This is a genomic window from Rheinheimera gaetbuli (genome assembly GCF_054781935.1).
The window spans coordinates 564,939-581,937 of record NZ_BAAGTL010000001.1 but is presented as its reverse complement, the minus strand read 5'-3'; the positions used below and the strand labels follow the sequence as shown (position 1 = coordinate 581,937).

The window sequence follows — 16,999 nt, the reverse complement described above, 5'->3', positions numbered from 1 at the left end:
TTAACCGGCCAGGCCAACCAGCCGCACCAATTCCACAGTGCGGTTAGCATAGCCCCATTCATTGTCGTACCAGGCATAAATTTTTACCTGGGTGTCGTTTATCACCATAGTCGAAAGCGCATCAATAATGCTCGAACGCGGGTCGGTTTTGTAATCTACCGACACCAATGGCCGCTCTTCGTAACCTAGAATGCCGTTTAGCTCTTGTTCTGCTGCGGCTTTTAACAGCGCATTGACCTCAACTGCGCTGGTGGCGCGTTCTACTTCAAACACGCAATCAGTTAACGAGGCATTGGCCAGCGGTACGCGCACGGCATGGCCGTTTAAGCGGCCTTTTAGCTCAGGGAAAATTTCAGTAATAGCGGTAGCTGAGCCGGTGGTGGTAGGAATTAAACTGCTACCACAGGCGCGGGCGCGGCGTAAATCTTTATGCGGTGTATCTAAAATTGACTGAGTGTTGGTTAAGTCATGAATCGTGGTGATGCTGCCATGCTTAATGCCCAATTTTTCGTGGATCACCTTAACCACCGGCGCCAGACAGTTAGTGGTGCAACTGGCGGCGGTAACAATACGGTGTGCGCTGGCGTCGAACAACTGCTGGTTAACGCCCATTACCACATTTAACACGCCGGCTTCTTTTACCGGTGCGCTTACTACTACCCGTTTTACGCCCTGATCCAGATAGTCCTGCAACAAGGCACTGGTTTTCATTTTGCCTGAGGCCTCAATTACCACGTCACAACCAGACCAGTCAGTGTCATTAATGGCTTTGTTGCCGGTTACGGCGATGGTGTGGCCATTAATGACAATGCCTTGGTCACTATGGCTGGCATTATGCTGCCAACGGCCGTGCACTGAGTCGAAGTTTAGTAAGTGGGCGAAGGTAGCCGCATCGGCGGCCGGATCGTTAATTTGCACAAATTCCAGCTCTGGCCAGTCAAAGGCGGCACGCAGGGCTAAACGGCCAATACGGCCAAAGCCGTTGATACCTACTTTTATCGTCATTATGGTCTCCAAATCAGCTTAAGCGCAGCATGCTGACAAGCGTTGCGGCCGCTCGCCCATAGCGCACAGGTTATGTTGTAACGGGTTTAGCAGGGCGCTGTTTTGTGCCAGTGTCTGCTGGATACAGCTTAGTGCCCAATCGGGTAGTGCAGGGTTAATGCGGTAATACACCCACTGGCCCTGCCTGCGGTCCAGCAGCACGCTGGCTTTACGCAGCATGGCAAGATGGCGCGATATTTTCGGCTGGGTTTGATCAAGCGCACAGGTTAGCTCGCATACACAGAGCTCCTGCTGCTGGGCAATTAACAGTACGCACAGCAGTCTGGTTTCGTCGGCCAGTAATTTAAACAACTGTAGTGGGGTCATCAGGCAGGGCCCGGCTGTATGTATATGCAAAATAGTATATATGGATAATCGCATATATAAATGACATTTTGATGACAATGAAAAAGTGCGAAGGTTGCTGCCGGTACTATTAAATAAGCAGATTTGGCAGGTTACAGGTCAGGGCCTGTTGATATTCGTCAGTCTATTCATCCCCCTCCTGACCGGGATGCAGTAAGAGACATAGTGCCATCCTTGTTTGATCTGTCTCCGTTTACAACCCAGAGAACGTTTTATTTCATGACGTTAAGTCGTATTTGCCCGGTTTTGCCCGCCACTTTTGCTGTGTTTTTACTCACCAGCAGTTAAGGTTGTTACGCAAGTAGCAACTAAGATTCTAAGGAGAGTTTATGCAAGTTATACCTAAACTGATGTTGGTCGTTTTTGGGATGAGCGCCGGGTTTTCTGCACTGGCACACGATGAAGCTCTGGAGTCTGGCTGGTGTCGTGGCGGCAGTATTACGGTGTTGGGAGAGTTTTCGCTGAAACAGCCGTTACTGCGCCATTTTAAAGGCGAATCTGGGCTGGTATGCACCCAGTTGAAAAGCTGCGGCCATTTTGATGATGACGACTACACTATTGCCAGACGGACCGCTGAAGGGTTGTGCCGGGCTTTCAGTGAGCAGGAACTAGCCTATGCAGGACAGGGCGATGATGGAACTGTCCGGCCAATATTTCATGGCCCGGCGGTGTTTAAGAATAGTGAAATCGATCACCACAGCTTGTATCAGCTGACACAGGGGGTCCAGTTCTCCTGTGGCTATTGCCGTATGCCTGATACAACGGAATTTGTGCGATAGCGGATGTGGCTCATAGCAAGCTGGACTACAACAATGACTGCGATCTGATATAAGCGGTGACAATGTCTAACTTGCTAACCAATTGCTGCTTAATGTCGGCAGGCAGTGTGCATTGTGCCAATACAAAATGAGCGGTACGCAGCACTTCACGCCAGCGCGGATTTTTCGGCAGGGTTTTGACGGCCAAATAACGGTCCAGCGAGCGGGTTCTAATCCGGCCATCATCTATGGAGACCCGCCAGATACCGCTTTGTTCCGCCAGCTCTATACGGCTGCTGTTGGTACTGACTTCCCAGGCGGCCAGGCTGCTTAACAGTAAATCAACCAACATTTGTGAAAAGCTGGCCTGCGGCATTAACGCTGCATAAGGCAAACTGTTAGCTTGTGGTGGGCCAGAAAAGACCAGTAGGGTGAGTGGTTCTTCGCGCGTCAGCATGCTAACACTGAAATCCAATTGGTACTGTTGTTGCCCCAGTTGTAAACATTGTTGCTGCAGAAACTCATGCTCTACCGGTTCATCATTATTCCACAGCTGCCAGAACCGGTCATTTTGTGGTGGAATAAATTGGTTCAGTAGTACGGTGCTAAATGCTGAAGCGGGCAGCGCAAACAGGCGGCAACAGGCGTCATTAATAAACATGAGCTGCTGTTTATTGTTAAAAATCATGATGGCAAGATTAAGTTGGCCAAAGGCGGCTTTAAGCGAACTGTGGCTGGCGCCAAGGTCTGCAAACTGTCGGGCATGCCAGGCGAGTTCAGCCTCGAGTTTTTCCCGGGCTTGCTTACGCTTACGTTGTTGCCAATACCACACTAACGTCAGCAGCAACAGCAGCAAGCTGCCAGCACTAAGCAGCATAAACAGCTGATTGCGTTGCACGCTGATTTGTAGTGCTTTAATTTCATTATCTTTGCTCAGCATGCCAATCGCTTTTTGCTGTTGCTCATATTCCAGTCGGCTGCGTTGCTGGGCCAGTGCCTCGGCAAAATTATCCTGATATTTTGTCAGTTGAGCCTTAGTCAGTTGCTGTTGAAATTGCAAGGCACTATGCCATTGCTTGAACGCGACAGCATTATCGACTAATGCCTGCAGCAACTGCAGTTTACTTTCTGTAGCCTGTTGTGAAGTTGCCAGTTGCAGGCCTTGGCTTAATATGGCTTCGGCTTGCTGATAATGTCCTTGCTGCTGCAGTAATCTGCCCAGCTGCAGTTTTAACATAACGGACTGATCGGATGGCCCAAGTAGCAGCTCCAGTTGCTCTGCCTGTTTTAGCCAGCGGGCAGCTGCTGCAATATCGGGGTGGTTTAAAGCCGCCTCTGCCAGTAGCAGCGTAACCCTCAGCTGGGCATGTTGGTTTGCGGTGGCCTGAGAATAGGCCAAGGTTTGTTGCAACATGGCGATGGCTTTAGCACTGTTGCCTTGTTGCAGGTATACCAGGCCAAGTTCTTCCTGCGAATGGCTGGCCTGATCGTTGTTATTGTCTTGCTGGTATAGCTGAATGGCCCGGCTCAGATAATGCTCGGCCAGCGTCCAATCGGCCAGTTTTCGAAACACGCTGCCAATATTATTCAGCGTAACGGCCTGGCTGGATGCTGATGCCTGATGTTGCTCTTTTAACGCAAGGCTTTCCCGATAATGATCTATCGCCTCGGCGTATTGTGTCATGGCCAGATAGGCAGTACCTGTATCCGATAATGTCATTGCCAGCAGCAAAGGCTTGCCGCTAATACGTGCGGCCTGTACCGCTTGACTAAACAAACGCAGCGCTTGTGGTCGTTGCCCCTGACGATACGATAAAATGCCCTGACGTCGCAGCAGTTGAATATGTTGCTCTGCCGATAAAACACTACTGTGATGTTGCAGGGCTGTCAGGACCTGGCTTGCTTGTTCGAACTGACCGCTGCGGGTATAGAGTTCCGCCAGTTTCAGTACCGTGTCGGCTTGTTGCGTGCTGGCGATTTCCGGTGTATTGGCTGTTGGCCAGCGCAATAGTGCGCGGCATTGCTCAATTTGCTGCTGCGTGTCCTGCTGCCGGGTATAGCATTCAGCCGGGCTGCTTTGGGCGTAGGCCGGCGTGTTAAACAGTAACGATATCAGGTAGAGGAAACAATAAGGCAAGGTTGCCCGCATAACGTTAAGCATCAATAGCAACAGCAAAGAACAATGGCCTCACACTACACTTAACATTTTATTAATTCAAGTTGCTAGCGGGTAAAGATAAAGCGCCATGTCTGCTCTGTGGCAGGCATGGCGCAGCATACATTGCTTATTTAAAGTTGTCCGGATCAGTGATCTGCCAGTATTCTTTAATCGCTTCCACACCCCGTAGCGGCTTAAAGCCAATACCCGCTTCTGGCGATTCCACTGTTGCCAGTTCACGCACCTCTACCATAGGGGGAATGGTGTAGCATTTGTGCAGCTTAAATTTCACGCCCTGGCTGGTGAAGTAATAACCGGGTCCCACCATGTTGGTTAGCGTATAAGGCGCATAGTGTGTTACGCGCACGGTGCCAGAGCCTGGCACGGAGTAGCCGCCAAAACCACCGCCACCGCCGGCAAAAGTTGACGCATAGTTGTTGGTCGCATGCGAGGTTTTATAAACTTCCGCGTCCAGCACACCACCTGGCACAGTGCCATAGAAGTTTGCCAGGATCTGGGCTTCGCTCCAGTTGACATCGGCAATCTGAACAATAGTACCGCGATGGCACCAGGGTACTGCCTGCACTGATAAAGATAATAACGCAGTGGCAGCCAGCGTGGATAGAATCAGCTTTTTCATATCAATGTCCTTCTGTTAGGTCTAAAGATTCATGCCCGTTTTGCTTCATCGCCAGCGACGATCAGCCAAGGGTGAATTCAACATAACCAAGCAGGAGCTTGAAACCAAACAAACAAAGGGGCAAAACCGGGCCGGGAAGATTTTGCCCGGTTTTGCCCAGGGCAAGGCTGTTGCTGTGTCAGCTCAATTCAGCGCCACTGCTTTTAGCCAGCGCGATAAAGGTTTGAATATGCTTATTCATCCTTTCCTGCTTACGGTAACCGACATAAATATGTTTATGAATACCACTGTCGCCAAGGCGAATAACGTCTACCGGCAGGCTGTTGGCGTATTCCAGCGCCAGCCATTTTGGCATTGCCGCCACGCCACGATTGGCTGCTACCATTTGCAAAATAATATCAGTGGCTTCCAGTGTTTTATGCAATTTGGGCATGCACTGCGCGGGCAATAAAAACTGCTGAAAGATATCCAGCCGGGCTGTTTCTACCGGGTAGGTCAGTAGCACCTGGTCGCTTAACTGTGCCGGGGTTACTTGGCTTAAACCACTGAGTTTGCTGTGCTGGCTAACCACTAACACCAGCTCGTACGGAAACACCGGCTCAAACACAATACGCTCTTTTTGAATTGGGTCAGGTGTTATCAGTAAATCAATATCGTAGTTAAACAGCGCTGCCATGCCACCAAACTGAAAGCGCTGTTTTACGTCGATATCTACCCCGGGCGATTGTGCCAAAAACGGCTGCACCACTTTTAGTAACCACTGATAACAAGGATGACACTCCATACCAATGCGCAGGCTGCCTTTTTCGTTACCGGCAAACTGGCGTAGGGTGTCGTCTATGCGCTCAAACTGCGGCAGCAGGCGGTTGGCTTGTTCCAACAGGTAACTGCCCGCTTCGGTTAAACGGATATTACGGCCGTCTTTTAACCACAGGCTGGTCCCGGCCTGCTGCTCCAGTTTTTTAATGCTATGGCTTAGTGCAGACTGGGTCAGGTTTAAACTGCTGGCTGCCGCGGTTAACGAGCCCTGGCGGTCAATCTCGCGCAAAATACTCAGGTGGATTTTTTCAATCATGCGGTTTCCTATGAATTTGGTTCATTTAAAGGCGAGAATACACCGTTTTTAATCATAGCTTTGGCTGTCAGTTTAGCCTGGCGGCAGAATAAAAATCGCAAAAAATACCAAAAGTGTGCCTCATTTTGTAAATACTCACGCCGGTGATGGTTAAAAATCTTAATCTTGGCTACTTTTAAATCCATTAAGTTTACAACTGACGCCAAGACCGGTAGTGCATGCTGTGTTTTCATTGCAAAAGCCACAGGTGAAAGATTTACAAGCTGTTTGTGCCGGATGAGGGAGCTATGCCACACGCTGAAAAAACACTCAGGAATAACAGCCAGCCAACTGCAGCAGTGGTCTCGCAGCAGGGCGAAGAGAAGACAGCGTTTCAGTTTGCCGACGCACGCTATCAGTTAGTTAAGCAAATGCAGCTGCAACAGCTGGCAAATAACAGCGGTCAGGTTAAGCAATGGCAAGCTATCCAGAGTCTTGCGGCACAGCATCCCATTCAGCGTAAACTGGTAATTGATACGATAGATGTCACAGCTTGGGCTGAAACAAATGGCGTAGACGCTGCTGTGAACGACGTGTATCAGCAGATGTGCGCACATTCGGATGTTACAGCTAATGCCGAATTGCTTGCTGCTGTGCAGACCAACGCTGTGGCAATTAAAAGGCAACTGACTAAGTGGATTGAGAATAAGCCTGGCAGAGCCTCAGCGTCAGATAAATCGCATCCTGATTACGGGCGCAAACAGCAGAACCGTTCCTATGAAAATCTTTACAACCTTGCCAGGAGCTTGTTGGGTTGGGTAGAAACTAAGCCAATACGGCATGCCGAAAAAGAGTTAGCCAATCAGGTTTATGAAAATGCGCCGCTACAAGCTGCCCTTAACGGCTTATTAGGTAAGCTGTATTTTAAAGTCCAGAATCTGGCGGCCGAGGGCCTGGTTGACCCTGCAAGGCATCAAGCTATTTTACTGGAGCTGCAAGCCGGTTTATCAATAGCCAAAGGCCGGTTTGATGAAAATCATCGTTGGGTGCAGGATGACACCGGCGAGCATACCAAACTTGGTCATTATCAACGTTATCACCGTGCGACGGCGCAGAAGGATACCAATCCAAATATTGACCATGGCGTGCCTGATAACCAGCTGGAAGTTTTGCAAAACCCGGTCGCTTATAGCTTGAAAGATAAAATGATCCTACTGCATGATCTTATGGAATATTTTGGTCGGCATCAAAGCTGGAACCCGACAACAGCAGGGCAGGATTTACTGCCGGTTGAAACCCGTGATGAAACCATGGTAACCACTGCGGTAGATACAGAAGGCGAGCGCATCGGTGCTGTTTCGATGAGTGATGGGGATACGCCGGCAAAAAATCGCGCCCGTGGTATGGGAAAAACCACGGCATCGCGCGACGAAGAGGCTCCGAGCACCAAGCTGGCAAGATATCTGAAATTGCCAGTGTGGGCCGGGCAGTCAATGACTACTGTCAGAATGATGAAGCTGGCGCAATGGGTTGGGGCCAGTAATTTGGAAAATTCTGCCTTAGCCATGACAATATTCGCCTACTGGCGTAAAGATTATGATCACCGATCCGATTTTGCCTACCATACCTTGTTTGAAGTTTTGGACGTGGCTAAAAACTTTGGTGTGACGTATAAAATGCAAAGTGGTAATCATATTCGTCCGGAAATTAACATTGAGCATGTACTAGCTGAAGCCAGACAAAAGTACCAGCAGCTGGTGCAGATAACCCAACAGTTTGCGGCGCAACTAAAAGGGCTAAATATCGGCGAGCCGCTGCGCAGCCAGATAGCCCAGCTGTTTCAGGATATCAAAGATCTGGATGCCAAAGTAAAAGCGGCCTTTCAACTGGCGTCGGCCCATGACCAAAACGCAGACACCAGAACCGCCAATCTTAATGTTGTTGTATTAGATTTGGAATATGCCGTTGAAAAACAACGCCAAATCAAAGCATTGCTCGACACTATCCCGATACCGATGGATCTGCATTAATACATTTGGAGTCCAGCTCAATAACTGTCTTTAGGCTGGCTGGCAGTGGTGATGCTGTTACAGCATCGCCAGCTTGCTGTTGGCTAAGTCGGTTATCAGCATATGGCCCGGGCTGTGGGTAATGCAAAAATCTACGCCCGCTTTGGATATCGCCACCTGCGGTGTTACGCCGCAGGCCCAGAACACCGGCACCTCACCGGGCTTTATGCTTACCGCATCACCAAAATCCGGTTTAGTAATATCATTAATGCCAATAGCAGCCGGATCGCCAAAGTGCACCGGTGCGCCATGTACCTGAGGAAAGCGTGAGCAGATCTGAATAGCGCGTATCGCATCAGCCGGTTTCATTGGCCGCATACTGACCACCATACCGCCATGAAATACCCCGGCCGGGGTGCAGGCAATGTTGGTGCGATACATCGGCACGTTAACCTTTTCTGTGATATTACGGATTTCCAGACCATCGGCCAGCAAGGACTCTTCAAACGAGAACGAACAGCCAATTAAAAAGGTGACTAAATCATCGCGCCAGATCTCACGCACGTCGGTTAGTTCGTCTGTCAGCTTACCGTCTTTAAATACACGGTACTTGGGTAAATCGCTGCGGATATCCAGATCCTGTGCCAACGCCGGCATATCAATGGCGCCGGGTGCAGCGGCCATACCCAGCAACGGGCAGGGCTTGGGGTTAAAGTGGCAAAACTGCAGAAAATCGGCGGCGTATTGCTTGGGTAATATCGCCATATTGGCCTGCACAAAACCCGGCGCAAAACCCGAAGTATTGCCGCTAAAGGCACCACTGCGACACTGCTGGCGTAACTGGTAAGGGGTTAGCATGGACATAAACTACTCCGGGAAGACCAATAAAGCCAGTGTACTGCAGTGACGGCGGATGTAACAGAGGGCTGCGCCTGGCTAAAGCGATAATGCGTTTTTCAGCAAAAAGTTAACCGCACTCTTATTTCCTTTTGGTATACCCAATCGTAATTGGCTATTTATTGGTTATTTATAATTGCGTTTATTATAACGATAACGTCGTGCCGTTAAGGTGCAGATCATGCCGGGTGCCCATGCAGCGCGGATACACAACAGGATTAACAGGGTATGAGTATCAGTATTGAGCAGGTAAACAAGCGTTTTGGTGACTTTGTCGCAGTAGATAACGTTAACCTGGCGATTAAAACCGGCGAGCTGACCGCGCTGTTGGGGCCGTCCGGCTCGGGCAAAACCACCTTGCTGCGCATTATTGCCGGGCTGGAGCAAGCCGATAACGGCCGCATTCATTTTAACAACCAGGATATTACCGGCCAGCATGTGTCTGAACGTGGTGTGGGCTTTGTGTTTCAGCACTATGCACTGTTTAAACATATGACGGTATTTGAGAATGTTGCCTATGGTTTAACGGTAAAGCCAAAGAAATTGCGGCCGAACAAAGCCGAAATAGCGAAAAAAGTACATAACTTGCTGCAACTGGTGCAGCTGGACTGGACGGCTGATCGCTATCCGGCGCAGTTATCCGGTGGCCAGCGCCAGCGTATTGCGCTGGCTCGCGCCCTAGCCGTAGAGCCCAAAGTGCTGCTGCTGGATGAACCCTTTGGCGCGCTGGACGCTAAGGTACGTGCCGAGCTGCGACGCTGGCTGCGCCGTTTGCATGACGAAATCCATGTTACCAGCGTCTTTGTTACCCACGATCAGGAAGAAGCACTGGAAGTGGCCGACCGCATAGTGGTAATGAACAAGGGCGCCATAGAGCAGGACGGCACACCCGAGCAGGTTTACGACAACCCGGCGAATCCCTTCGTGTACGAGTTTTTGGGTAATGTAAATTTATTCCATGCCAGAGTAAAACAAGGCCAATCAACTATTGGCCAGGTTCAATTGGCGTCACCCGAACATTCCAATAGCGACGAGCAGCAAGGTTTAGCCTATGTACGGCCGCATGAAATTGACGTCTTTAAAGCACCGCTAAGTGATAGTTTAAAAGTGACGCTGGATTTAGTGACGATAGTCGGGCCGGTGGCACGGTTAGAGGTGCTTAGTGATACCGACCAACAACTTATTCATATTGAATTACCCAAAGAGCAGTTTAAACAATTACAGTTGGCACAGGGCGACATTGCCTGGATCCAGCCGCGTTACAGCAAAGTCTTCCTCGGTGAAGGCATTTAAGTAAAAGGAATACCCATTATGCAGCACACAAAAAAGTTTACCCTGCAGCTGTTAGCGGCAGTGCTGGCGGCATTGCTGGCGGCACCGGCAACAGCGAAGGAGCTGTTAAACAGCAGTTATGATATCGCCCGCGAGCTGTTTGCCGAGATAAACCCGCTGTTTATTGCGCATTACCAGCAGCAAACCGGCGAAACCTTGGAAATAAAGCAGTCGCATGGAGGTTCATCGCGCCAGGCACAGGCGATTATTCAGGGCTTACGGGCTGACGTGGTGACATTTAACCAAAGTACCGACATTGATATTCTGCATCAGCGCGGTAACTTACTGCCAGCTGACTGGCGCGACCGCCTGGCCAATAACAGCTCGCCGTATTATTCCACCATGGCATTTCTGGTACGTAAGGGTAACCCTAAGCAAATCAGTAGCTGGGCAGATTTAACCAAGGATAATGTCGGTCTGGTATTTCCAAACCCGAAAACGTCCGGCAATGCCCGATATACTTACCTGGGTGCATACGGTGATGCGTTGGCACGTTTTGATAACGATGAACAAAAAGCACAACAGTGGCTGCAAACTTTTTTAAGCCGCGTGGTGGTGTTTGATACCGGTGGCCGCGGTGCTACTACCTCTTTTGTCGACCGTGAATTGGGTGATGTGTTGATCACCTTTGAGTCGGAAGTAAACAATATTATTGCCCAGTATCCGGACCAGCAGTTTGAACGTGTTGTGCCGCCAACCAATGTGCTGGCCGAGTTCCCGGTGGCCTGGATAGACCGTAATATTGCCCGCAACGGCACAGAAAAGCAGGCTAAAGCCTACCTGCAATATTTATACAGCAAAGAAGCACAACAAGTGCTGGCGCGCTATTTCTACCGGGTGCACAACCCGGACGTTATTGAAGCGACCAAAGCGCAGTTCCCGCCAACCAGCTTATTTACGGTAGAGCAGATATTCGGCAGCTGGGAGCAGGTGCAGCAACAGCACTTTGCCAGTGGCGCACTGCTGGATAAACTGCTGGCACAGGGCAAGCGTTAACCGTGACCTTTTATCGCAGTAATAACAGCAAACGCGTGCTGCCGGGCTTTGGCATCAGCCTTGGCAGCAGCTTGTTTTTTATCAGTCTGGTGATCTTGCTGCCGATTACCGGTTTAGTGGTGCAAACCGCGGAGTTAAGCTGGGCGCAGTATTGGGCGATTATCAGTGACCCGCGCGTGGTCGCCTCATACAAAGTCACCGCCTCAGCGGCTGCCGTGGCCAGTATGTTTAACTTGTTTTTTGGCCTGTTAATGGCCTGGATCCTAACCCGTTACCGCTTCCCTGGCCGGGTCCTGCTGGATGGCTTAATGGACTTGCCCTTTGCGCTACCTACTGCAGTAGCCGGTTTAACCCTGGCGGCAGTATTTTCAACTCAGGGCTGGTTTGGGCAATATCTGGCGCTATGGGATATTAAAGTGTCCTATGCCTGGCTGGGTATTGTGGTGGCGATGACCTTTACCAGTGTGCCTTTTGTGGTGCGCACCGTACAGCCGGTACTGGAAGAGTTTGGCCCAGAATACGAAGAAGCCTCAGCGACTCTGGGCGCCAGCCCGCTGCAAACTTTCTTTAAGGTGATACTGCCGGAAATAAAGCCGGCGTTATTTACCGGTACTGCTTTGGCGTTTACCCGCAGTCTGGGCGAATTTGGTGCGGTTATTTTTATTGCCGGTAATTTGCCGTGGCAAACTGAGGTGACCTCACTGATGATTTTTGTCCGGTTACAGGAATTTGACTATGCTGCCGCCGCGGCAATTGCCAGTGTGGTGTTGCTGGTATCCTTAGTGCTGCTGTTTATCATTAATGGCATGCAACAGCGTTATCAACATATTACCGGTGGGCCCAAATGAGCCAAACATCATTGAATAGCCGCCAGCGCTGGCTGCGGCCGCTGTTAATAAGCGCAGGCGTGGTGTTAACACTGCTTTTGCTGGTGGTGCCGCTGATTTTTATTTTTGTGGCGGCGTTTTCCGCCGGCATTGGTGGGGTGTGGCGTAATCTGGCTGAACCCGATATGCTGCACGCTATTGGTTTAACGCTATTGGTAGCCGGTTTAACGGTGCCAATAAACCTGATCTTCGGCACGCTTATCGCCTGGTGTGTTACACGGTTTAGCTTCCCCGGCCGGCGCTTATTGCTAACCCTGATTGATATTCCGTTTGCCGTGTCGCCGGTAGTCGCCGGTTTACTGTATCTGTTGCTGTATGGCAGTAATGGCCCTTTTGCCAGTTTGCTGGATCAACACGATGTGCAGCTGATGTTTGCCTGGCCGGGCCTGGTGATGGTAACAGTGTTTGTCTCCTGCCCCTTTGTGGTAAGGGAATTGGTACCGCTGATGTCAACCTTAGGCACCGAGCAGGAAGAGGCCGCCGTGCTGTTAGGCGCCAGTGGCTGGCAGGTGTTTTGGCACATTACGTTGCCTAATATCCGCTGGGCGTTGTTGTACGGCGTTATTTTAACTAATGCCCGGGCTGTGGGTGAATTTGGTGCGGTGTCGGTAGTGTCCGGTACTATTCGCGGCCAAACTAACACCCTGCCGCTGCATATCGAGTTGTTGCAGCAAGACTACAATACCGCCGGCGCCTTTATTGCGGCGGCCTTGCTGACGTTAATTGCCATTGCCACGCTGGTGGTAAAAGCATTTTTACAGTGGAAGTTGGCGCGGCAGGAATAAACAGCTTCGTGTGCGTGTCTGCTGAGGTAGCATACGCCACCATGCAGGCAACATAGCGGGCCAGCACCATTCATGCCGCGATGTATGCAGCCAGTCGCTTAGCTACCGGAGTAACGGACGTTCTTATCCGGCTGAGTATTGATGAAGAAGACCCAGGTGACCTGATTACAGATCTGCAACAAGCGCTGTTAGCGAAGTAAATAATGCAATCACCTAAGCTGATAATAAGCTTGCATTATTTCACTGACTGATTATTGTGTAGCACTTTGAGTAATATAATAAACAGGATGTTATGAGTAATTTAATGTTGAGCGCAAAAGGCCTGCTCCTGAGCACGCTGTTGCTGTCTGCTTTTGCGGCAAAAGCTGAAAGCAATTGGTCTATCGGTCATGGTTATGGTTCTGGTGGTTTAATTGGTGCGCAATATCAGTGGCTACAGGATGATATTAAATGGACGGCTGCGCTTGGCGTAGTTGGTGTTGCAATAGGCGTGCAACATAGCTTGGATGATGGCCGAAAGCACAGTGTTGGTCTGGCAACTGGCATAGAAGATCTCACCGCAGAAGATGGCTTTCTGGTGGCAACTTACCAGTATTACCCGTCAGGTTTTGCGAATTCAGGTGTTCGGCTCGGGTTCTCTATAGGCGCTTTGCGCGAGGATAAAGGCGCTTTTTATTCCAGCAACGGCAAGACACAAACCAAAGGTGTTATTGCCTTTGAATTGGGCTATCAGTTCTGACAATTAGCGTTAGGCATTACCATAAATCTCTTTGTTTGCCAGCCAGCGTTTAATTAACTGCTCGCTGGCGATTTTGTCTTGCTGCCATAGCGTGGTGGCAATTTGCTGTGCTTGTGGCAGCAGGTCAGCGTCACGGCTTAAGTCGGCAATTTTAAACTGCAATACCCCGGTTTGGCGGGTGCCGAGTAATTCGCCGGGGCCGCGTATTTCTAAATCACGCTGGGCAATAACAAAGCCATCGTTACTGTCACGCAGCACGCCAAGCCGTGCTTGTGCGGTTTTTGATAAAGGCGCATGGTACAGCAGTACACAGTGCGAGGCGGTGCTACCGCGGCCAACCCGACCGCGCAGCTGGTGTAGCTGGGCTAAACCCAGCCGCTCGGGGTTTTCAATAATCATTAAACTGGAGTTGGGTACGTCTACGCCGACTTCAATTACCGTGGTAGCAACCAGCAAGTCCAGCTCGGCGGCACTAAATTGCTGCATTACCGCTTGTTTTTCTGCGGCTTTTAACCGGCCATGCACTAAACCAATACGTAAGTCGGGCAGGGCTTGTTGTAAATTCACTAAAGTATCTTCTGCGGCCTGACATTGCAGGGTTTCTGACTCTTCAATTAAGGTACAGACCCAATAGGCCTGACGTTGCTCGGTTTTTACCGCACTGCGCACCCGCTCTATAATATCATCGCGCCGTGTATCGGGTATCGCTACGGTAGTTACCGGCGTGCGGCCCGGTGGCAGTTCATCAATAATTGAGGTATCCAAGTCGGCATAGGCGGTCATGGCCAGGGTGCGCGGTATCGGCGTGGCAGTCATCACCAGTTGGTGCGGATACTTACCCTCGATGCCACCTTTTTCCCGCAATGCCAAGCGTTGATGCACGCCAAAGCGGTGCTGCTCGTCAATAATTATTAGTGTTAAAGCCTTGAACTCTACCTGCTGCTGAAATAGGGCGTGGGTACCCACCACCATTTGTGCACTGCCATCGCTAATTGCGCCAAGCGTGGCGTGCCGTGCTTTGCCTTTGGTTTTACCACCCAGCCAGGCTACGCTGATATCCAGCGGCGTAAACCAGCGGGCAAAGTTAGCGGCGTGTTGCTCGGCCAATAGCTCTGTTGGTGCCATCAGAGCCACCTGATAGCCACTGCCAATAGCGGTCAGTGCTGCCAGTGCCGCAACGAGCGTCTTACCCGAGCCGACATCGCCTTGCACCAGGCGCAGCATCGGTAGCGTTTGGCTTAAATCGTGGCGTATTTCGCTGGTTACCCGCTGCTGAGCTTGCGTAGGTGAAAATGGCAGAGCTGCTAAAAATCGTTGCTCAAGCGGCGTGTTGGTTTGTAGCGCTATGGCCTGTTGCTGCTGGCTTTGGCTGCGTAATTTATACATGCTCAGCTGCTGTGCGACTAACTCTTCTACAATTAGCCGCTGCTGTGCCGGGTGTTTGCCCAACTCCAGCAGTTGCAGGCTGGCATCTGGCGGTGGCCGGTGAATATAAGTGAGAGCTTCGGTTAACGACCATCTCTGGTGCAGCAAGTCGGCACTGAGGTATTCTTCTGGCGGGCTGCGCTGTAAATGCTGCAAGGCAGCATCAGTTAGATTACGCCAGGTAGCCTGACGCAGGCCTTCAGTGGTGGGGTAAATCGGCGTTAAGGTTTCGTTGACTTCGGTCAGCAGTTCGTCGTTGTGTACACGATATTCCGGGTGCAGCATTTCCAGCCCGCGGGGGCCGCGTTTGGCCTCGCCAAAGCAGCGCAGTAATACGCCAGGCGTGACAGCGTTTTTCTGGGCGGCGCTAAAGTGGAAAAAGCGTAGTGTCAGATAACCGCTGCCGTCTTTAATTTTTACCAGCCAGCTGCGCCTTTTACCCATTTGAATTTCACTGCTAACCACTTCGCCCAGCACGGTGCCATGCATCAGCGGCATTAAATCGGCAATGGCGTAAATACGGGTACGGTCTTCATAACGTAGCGGCAGGTGAAACAAGATGTCCTGTAAACTGACAATTCCCAGTTTGTGCAAACGTTCGGTAACTTTGGCGCCAACGCCTTTAATGGCAGTAACGGCACGTGCCGCCAGTGGGGTAATATCAGTCATCGGGGTTGCATTGGTAACGGTGGCAACAAGGTACTTTGAGCAATAGCCTTATCATATAAGCGCGCTACTGTGCCGTCTGCGACCATGTCGTCTAAATGTTTACGTAGCACAGGTTCTAGCACTGCGTTCGAACTGGAGCGTGATAGCGCAATATGAATGTAGCTATTACTGCCACCGCTTAAATTCAGGGTAGCGATACGAAAGCGGTGGCGATAGCTACTGGTAGTATTTATAGCATCTGAGGTACTGACGGTCGGCGATATCAAGCCGTCGACCCTGCCTCGCAGCAGCATTTCCAGTCCGGCTTCGATAGAATCTACAGTCACCGTTTGACGTGGATGTTGTTTAAGAAATGCCATTACGCTAGGGGAGTACAGATAACTGCGAATGCTAACCAAAGTTAAGTGCTGCAGCTGTGCTTCTGTGTCGATGTTGCGTCTGTCGTCGTAACGTAAAAACAGGCTTTCCGGTACTGTTTTGTTGTAAGGCAACATAAACATCGTACTGTTTCGTTCATCGCTGAACCTCAGGTTTGACATTAAATCGACCTTACCTTCAGCCATTAAACGTAAACAGCGTGCTGCGGTAGTGCGCGGAGAGAAACGTAAACTAAAACCGGCACGTTTCGCCAGCTCCCGCATTAAATCAACGGATGGGCCGTAGGGCTCAACGGTATCTTCATAATGATGAAAACGCGAAAAATGGTCCAGGCACCAAACCAGCTGAGGCTCCGAGGCGTTTGTAGCTGCCACTGGCTCCTCGGCGCGCACAGCCGCAATGCTAAGCAGGCTGAGTGTCAGGCAAAGTACGGAAACAGCGTAACAGCAGCGCAGTATGGTCATCATTAATGTGTAGATGGCACTTCCATAACGCCATCAATTTCAATTTGTGCTCCACGTGGCAGCGCGGATACTTGCACAGCAGCACGCGCCGGATAGGGTTCGGCAAAATATTCGCTCATAATCTGGTTTACCGTAGCAAACTGGCTAAGGTCAGTAAGGAAGATATTAACCTTGACCATGTCGTTTAAACTGCCGCCGGCCGCATCACACACCGCAGCCAGGTTTTTAAACACCTGATGGGTTTGCTCAGAAAAATTCTCTGACACCATTTGCATGCTGGCAGGTACCAAGGGGATCTGGCCAGACAGGTAAACAGTAGTACCAATTTTTACCGCCTGGCTGTAAGTGCCGATGGCTGCTGGCGCATCGTTGGTACGAATAATCACTTTAGACATTTT

General features: G+C 50.5%; 18 protein-coding genes. 8 read left to right on the top strand and 10 right to left on the bottom strand.

From position 1 onward, the window contains the following. Together ACYVIC_RS02735 and ACYVIC_RS02730 are read right to left on the bottom strand one after the other, a co-directional pair. On the bottom strand, positions 1-1,005 hold the full coding sequence (locus tag ACYVIC_RS02735; RefSeq protein ID WP_460857050.1) for an ArsJ-associated glyceraldehyde-3-phosphate dehydrogenase: 1,005 nt from the start codon (positions 1,003-1,005) through the stop codon (positions 1-3). Positions 1,006-1,023: 18 nt separating this feature from the next. Then, positions 1,024-1,371, bottom strand: coding sequence for a metalloregulator ArsR/SmtB family transcription factor (locus ACYVIC_RS02730; RefSeq protein ID WP_460857047.1), 348 nt, complete (start codon positions 1,369-1,371; stop codon positions 1,024-1,026). Positions 1,372-1,739: 368 nt separating this feature from the next. Between ACYVIC_RS02730 and ACYVIC_RS02725 the strand changes: the two genes are divergently transcribed. Then, positions 1,740-2,189 carry a hypothetical protein gene (locus tag ACYVIC_RS02725; protein ID WP_460857045.1) on the top strand — a complete coding sequence of 150 codons (450 nt, stop codon included), beginning with the start codon at positions 1,740-1,742 and terminating at the stop codon, positions 2,187-2,189. A 25-nt stretch (positions 2,190-2,214) separates the two neighbouring features. Here the strand turns inward: ACYVIC_RS02725 and ACYVIC_RS02720 are convergent, their stop codons facing one another. The 4 genes from ACYVIC_RS02720 to ACYVIC_RS02705 form a co-directional block, all read right to left on the bottom strand. Next, a complete protein-coding gene (locus ACYVIC_RS02720) occupies positions 2,215-4,329 on the bottom strand; it encodes a tetratricopeptide repeat protein (RefSeq protein WP_460857044.1) in 2,115 nt (704 codons plus the stop codon). 124 nt (positions 4,330-4,453) lie between these two features. After that, the gene (locus tag ACYVIC_RS02715) at positions 4,454-4,966 is read right to left on the bottom strand and encodes a hypothetical protein (protein ID WP_460857042.1); all 513 of its coding nucleotides are present in this window, start codon (positions 4,964-4,966) and stop codon (positions 4,454-4,456) included. A gap of 178 nt (positions 4,967-5,144) precedes the next feature. Next, the gene (locus ACYVIC_RS02710) at positions 5,145-6,041 is read right to left on the bottom strand and encodes a LysR family transcriptional regulator (RefSeq protein ID WP_460857041.1); all 897 of its coding nucleotides are present in this window, start codon (positions 6,039-6,041) and stop codon (positions 5,145-5,147) included. 8 nt (positions 6,042-6,049) lie between these two features. Further along, positions 6,050-6,274, bottom strand: coding sequence for a hypothetical protein (locus tag ACYVIC_RS02705; RefSeq protein ID WP_460857039.1), 225 nt, complete (start codon positions 6,272-6,274; stop codon positions 6,050-6,052). 54 nt (positions 6,275-6,328) lie between these two features. Between ACYVIC_RS02705 and ACYVIC_RS02700 the strand changes: the two genes are divergently transcribed. Next, positions 6,329-8,050 carry a hypothetical protein gene (locus ACYVIC_RS02700; protein WP_460857037.1) on the top strand — a complete coding sequence of 574 codons (1,722 nt, stop codon included), beginning with the start codon at positions 6,329-6,331 and terminating at the stop codon, positions 8,048-8,050. Between the two features lie 57 nt (positions 8,051-8,107). On the opposite strand, the gene ACYVIC_RS02695 is transcribed toward ACYVIC_RS02700, so the two are convergent. Beyond that, positions 8,108-8,893, bottom strand: coding sequence for a putative hydro-lyase (locus tag ACYVIC_RS02695; protein WP_460857034.1), 786 nt, complete (start codon positions 8,891-8,893; stop codon positions 8,108-8,110). 261 nt (positions 8,894-9,154) lie between these two features. Between ACYVIC_RS02695 and ACYVIC_RS02690 the strand changes: the two genes are divergently transcribed. The 6 genes from ACYVIC_RS02690 to ACYVIC_RS02665 all read left to right on the top strand — a co-directional run bounded on the left by ACYVIC_RS02690 (position 9,155) and on the right by ACYVIC_RS02665 (position 13,665). Next, positions 9,155-10,219: a sulfate/molybdate ABC transporter ATP-binding protein gene (locus ACYVIC_RS02690; RefSeq protein ID WP_460857032.1), complete on the top strand. Its 1,065-nt coding sequence runs from the start codon at positions 9,155-9,157 to the stop codon at positions 10,217-10,219. 18 nt (positions 10,220-10,237) lie between these two features. Beyond that, positions 10,238-11,254: a thiosulfate ABC transporter substrate-binding protein CysP gene (cysP, locus tag ACYVIC_RS02685; protein ID WP_460857030.1), complete on the top strand. Its 1,017-nt coding sequence runs from the start codon at positions 10,238-10,240 to the stop codon at positions 11,252-11,254. A gap of 2 nt (positions 11,255-11,256) precedes the next feature. Beyond that, entirely contained in the window at positions 11,257-12,102 is an 846-nt protein-coding gene (gene cysT, locus ACYVIC_RS02680; protein WP_460857028.1) for a sulfate/thiosulfate ABC transporter permease CysT, read from the top strand. Further along, positions 12,099-12,926, top strand: coding sequence for a sulfate/thiosulfate ABC transporter permease CysW (gene cysW, locus ACYVIC_RS02675; RefSeq protein ID WP_460857027.1), 828 nt, complete (start codon positions 12,099-12,101; stop codon positions 12,924-12,926). The genes cysT and cysW overlap by 4 nt, the downstream gene beginning before the upstream one ends. Before the next feature lie 68 nt (positions 12,927-12,994). Then, positions 12,995-13,126, top strand: coding sequence for a PLP-dependent transferase (locus ACYVIC_RS02670; protein ID WP_460857226.1), 132 nt, complete (start codon positions 12,995-12,997; stop codon positions 13,124-13,126). Positions 13,127-13,218: 92 nt separating this feature from the next. Next, positions 13,219-13,665 carry a hypothetical protein gene (locus tag ACYVIC_RS02665; RefSeq protein WP_460857025.1) on the top strand — a complete coding sequence of 149 codons (447 nt, stop codon included), beginning with the start codon at positions 13,219-13,221 and terminating at the stop codon, positions 13,663-13,665. 9 nt (positions 13,666-13,674) lie between these two features. On the opposite strand, the gene recG is transcribed toward ACYVIC_RS02665, so the two are convergent. From recG to ACYVIC_RS02650, 3 genes are all read right to left on the bottom strand, one after another. Then, a complete protein-coding gene (recG, locus tag ACYVIC_RS02660; protein ID WP_460857024.1) occupies positions 13,675-15,759 on the bottom strand; it encodes an ATP-dependent DNA helicase RecG in 2,085 nt (694 codons plus the stop codon). Then, on the bottom strand, positions 15,756-16,511 hold the full coding sequence (locus ACYVIC_RS02655; protein ID WP_460857022.1) for a substrate-binding periplasmic protein: 756 nt from the start codon (positions 16,509-16,511) through the stop codon (positions 15,756-15,758). Before ACYVIC_RS02655 ends, recG begins: the two co-directional genes overlap by 4 nt. 92 nt (positions 16,512-16,603) lie before the next feature. Further along, on the bottom strand, positions 16,604-16,996 hold the full coding sequence (locus ACYVIC_RS02650; protein ID WP_460857019.1) for a RidA family protein: 393 nt from the start codon (positions 16,994-16,996) through the stop codon (positions 16,604-16,606). Between the last annotated feature and the right edge of the window lie 3 nt (positions 16,997-16,999).

Excerpts from the sequence above, each read along its gene's own strand:
- ACYVIC_RS02705 (WP_460857039.1), bottom strand. The coding sequence starts at position 6,274 with ATGAAAACACAGCATGCACTACCGGTCTTGGCGTCAGTTGTAAACTTA.
- ACYVIC_RS02725 (WP_460857045.1), top strand. The coding sequence starts at position 1,740 with ATGCAAGTTATACCTAAACTGATGTTGGTCGTTTTTGGGATGAGCGCC.
- ACYVIC_RS02695 (WP_460857034.1), bottom strand. The coding sequence starts at position 8,893 with ATGTCCATGCTAACCCCTTACCAGTTACGCCAGCAGTGTCGCAGTGGT.
- cysW (WP_460857027.1), top strand. The coding sequence starts at position 12,099 with ATGAGCCAAACATCATTGAATAGCCGCCAGCGCTGGCTGCGGCCGCTG.
- recG (WP_460857024.1), bottom strand. The coding sequence starts at position 15,759 with ATGACTGATATTACCCCACTGGCGGCACGTGCCGTTACTGCCATTAAA.
- ACYVIC_RS02665 (WP_460857025.1), top strand. The coding sequence starts at position 13,219 with ATGAGTAATTTAATGTTGAGCGCAAAAGGCCTGCTCCTGAGCACGCTG.
- ACYVIC_RS02715 (WP_460857042.1), bottom strand. The coding sequence starts at position 4,966 with ATGAAAAAGCTGATTCTATCCACGCTGGCTGCCACTGCGTTATTATCT.
- ACYVIC_RS02650 (WP_460857019.1), bottom strand. The coding sequence starts at position 16,996 with ATGTCTAAAGTGATTATTCGTACCAACGATGCGCCAGCAGCCATCGGC.
- ACYVIC_RS02735 (WP_460857050.1), bottom strand. The coding sequence starts at position 1,005 with ATGACGATAAAAGTAGGTATCAACGGCTTTGGCCGTATTGGCCGTTTA.
- ACYVIC_RS02720 (WP_460857044.1), bottom strand. The coding sequence starts at position 4,329 with ATGCTTAACGTTATGCGGGCAACCTTGCCTTATTGTTTCCTCTACCTG.
- ACYVIC_RS02730 (WP_460857047.1), bottom strand. The coding sequence starts at position 1,371 with ATGACCCCACTACAGTTGTTTAAATTACTGGCCGACGAAACCAGACTG.
- cysP (WP_460857030.1), top strand. The coding sequence starts at position 10,238 with ATGCAGCACACAAAAAAGTTTACCCTGCAGCTGTTAGCGGCAGTGCTG.
- ACYVIC_RS02710 (WP_460857041.1), bottom strand. The coding sequence starts at position 6,041 with ATGATTGAAAAAATCCACCTGAGTATTTTGCGCGAGATTGACCGCCAG.
- ACYVIC_RS02700 (WP_460857037.1), top strand. The coding sequence starts at position 6,329 with ATGCCACACGCTGAAAAAACACTCAGGAATAACAGCCAGCCAACTGCA.
- ACYVIC_RS02690 (WP_460857032.1), top strand. The coding sequence starts at position 9,155 with ATGAGTATCAGTATTGAGCAGGTAAACAAGCGTTTTGGTGACTTTGTC.